Source organism: Streptomyces sp. NPDC007901 (assembly GCF_042959465.1).
Lineage (GTDB): Bacteria > Actinomycetota > Actinomycetes > Streptomycetales > Streptomycetaceae > Streptomyces.
In genome coordinates, this window is record NZ_JBIBKW010000074.1 from 1729 (window position 1) to 4601 (window position 2873).

1 rRNA gene and 1 other annotated feature (1 of these 2 running past the window's edge) are annotated in these 2873 nt (G+C 56.9%); the gene reads left to right on the forward strand.

Features of this window, described 5'->3' with window-relative positions:
- Positions 1-2674: a sequence feature (most likely nonfunctional fraction of RNA operon), on the forward strand (it extends 1695 nt beyond the left edge of the window).
- Between the two features lie 92 nt (positions 2675-2766).
- Positions 2767-2873, forward strand: a 5S ribosomal RNA gene (rrf, locus tag ACFZDK_RS55515); the annotation flags it as partial.

Here is a 2873-nt window from a genome sequence, read left to right on the forward strand (position 1 = left end):
TCAGCGGCTCGTTTGAGAGACACCCAAGTAGCACGGGGCCCGAGAAATCCCGTGTGAATCTGGCGGGACCACCCGCTAAGCCTAAATATTCCCTGGTGACCGATAGCGGATAGTACCGTGAGGGAATGGTGAAAAGTACCCCGGGAGGGGAGTGAAATAGTACCTGAAACCGTGTGCCTACAAGCCGTGGGAGCATCCTTGTGGTGTGACTGCGTGCCTTTTGAAGAATGAGCCTGCGAGTTTGCGGTGTGTTGCGAGGTTAACCCGTGTGGGGTAGCCGTAGCGAAAGCGAGTCCGAATAGGGCGGTGGAGTAGCACGCTCAAGACCCGAAGCGGAGTGATCTAGCCATGGGCAGGTTGAAGCGGAGGTAAGACTTCGTGGAGGACCGAACCCACCAGGGTTGAAAACCTGGGGGATGACCTGTGGTTAGGGGTGAAAGGCCAATCAAACTCCGTGATAGCTGGTTCTCCCCGAAATGCATTTAGGTGCAGCGTCGTGTGTTTCTTGCCGGAGGTAGAGCACTGGATAGGCGATGGGCCCTACCGGGTTACTGACCTTAGCCAAACTCCGAATGCCGGTAAGTGAGAGCGCGGCAGTGAGACTGTGGGGGATAAGCTCCATGGTCGAGAGGGAAACAGCCCAGAGCATCGACTAAGGCCCCTAAGCGTACGCTAAGTGGGAAAGGATGTGGAGTCGCACAGACAACCAGGAGGTTGGCTTAGAAGCAGCCACCCTTGAAAGAGTGCGTAATAGCTCACTGGTCTAGTGATTCCGCGCCGACAATGTAGCGGGGCTCAAGCGTACCGCCGAAGTCGTGTCATTCCAGAGTATAGGGCCAACGCCTTCTGGGATGGGTAGGGGAGCGTCGTGTGCCGGGTGAAGCAGCACCGGAAGGTAGTTGTGGACGGTTCACGAGTGAGAATGCAGGCATGAGTAGCGATTCACACGTGGGAAACGTGTGCGCCGATTGACTAAGGGTTCCTGGGTCAAGCTGATCTGCCCAGGGTAAGTCGGGACCTAAGGCGAGGCCGACAGGCGTAGTCGATGGATAACCGGTTGATATTCCGGTACCCGCTGTGAAGCGTCAAACATCGAGCATCGTGATGCTAAGGCCGTGAAGCCGCCCTGATCTCTTCGGAGTTGAGGGGAGTGGTGGAGCCGCCGGCCCAAGCGGTTAGTAGGTGAGTGATGGGGTGACGCAGGAAGGTAGTCCATCCCGGGCGGTGGTTGTCCCGGGGTAAGGGTGTAGGCCGTGCGGTAGGTAAATCCGTCGCACATTAAGGCTGAGACCTGATGCCGAGCCGATTGTGGCGAAGTGGATGATCCTATGCTGTCGAGAAAAGCCTCTAGCGAGTTTCATGGCGGCCCGTACCCTAAACCGACTCAGGTGGTCAGGTAGAGAATACCGAGGCGTTCGGGTGAACTATGGTTAAGGAACTCGGCAAAATGCCCCCGTAACTTCGGGAGAAGGGGGGCCACACCCGGTGAGAACACTTGCTGTTCGAGCTGGGGGTGGCCGCAGAGACCAGCGAGAAGCGACTGTTTACTAAAAACACAGGTCCGTGCGAAGCCGTAAGGCGATGTATACGGACTGACGCCTGCCCGGTGCTGGAACGTTAAGGGGACCGGTTAGCTCCATTTCGGTGGGGCGAAGCTGAGAACTTAAGCGCCAGTAAACGGCGGTGGTAACTATAACCATCCTAAGGTAGCGAAATTCCTTGTCGGGTAAGTTCCGACCTGCACGAATGGCGTAACGACTTCTCGACTGTCTCAACCATAGGCCCGGTGAAATTGCACTACGAGTAAAGATGCTCGTTTCGCGCAGCAGGACGGAAAGACCCCGGGACCTTTACTACAGTTTGATATTGGTGTTCGGTTCGGCTTGTGTAGGATAGCTGGGAGACTTTGAAACGCGGACGCCAGTTCGCGGTGAGTCGTCGTTGAAATACCAGTCTGGTCGTGCTGGATGTCTAACCTGGGTCCGTGATCCGGATCAGGGACAGTGTCTGATGGGTAGTTTAACTGGGGCGGTTGCCTCCTAAAGAGTAACGGAGGCGCCCAAAGGTTCCCTCAGCCTGGTTGGCAATCAGGTGTTGAGTGTAAGTGCACAAGGGAGCTTGACTGTGAGACCGACGGGTCGAGCAGGGACGAAAGTCGGGACTAGTGATCCGGCGGTGGCTTGTGGAAGCGCCGTCGCTCAACGGATAAAAGGTACCCCGGGGATAACAGGCTGATCTTCCCCAAGAGTCCATATCGACGGGATGGTTTGGCACCTCGATGTCGGCTCGTCGCATCCTGGGGCTGGAGTCGGTCCCAAGGGTTGGGCTGTTCGCCCATTAAAGCGGTACGCGAGCTGGGTTTAGAACGTCGTGAGACAGTTCGGTCCCTATCCGCTGTGCGCGTAGGAGTCTTGAGAAGGGCTGTCCCTAGTACGAGAGGACCGGGACGGACGAACCTCTGGTGTGCCAGTTGTTCTGCCAAGGGCATGGCTGGTTGGCTACGTTCGGGAGGGATAACCGCTGAAAGCATCTAAGCGGGAAGCCTGCTTCGAGATGAGGACTCCCACCTCTATAAGAGGGTAAGGCTCCCAGTAGACGACTGGGTTGATAGGCCGGATCTGGAAGCCAGGTAACTGGTGGAGGTGACCGGTACTAATAGGCCGAGGGCTTGTCCTCAGTTGCTCGCGTCCACTGTGTTGGTTCTGAAACCACGAACAGCCCCATGCCAAGGTCACGGTGTGGTGCGGCTGGACAGTTTCATAGTGTTTCGGTGGTCATAGCGTGAGGGAAACGCCCGGTTACATTCCGAACCCGGAAGCTAAGCCTTACAGCGCCGATGGTACTGCAGGGGGGACCCTGTGGGAGAGTAGGAC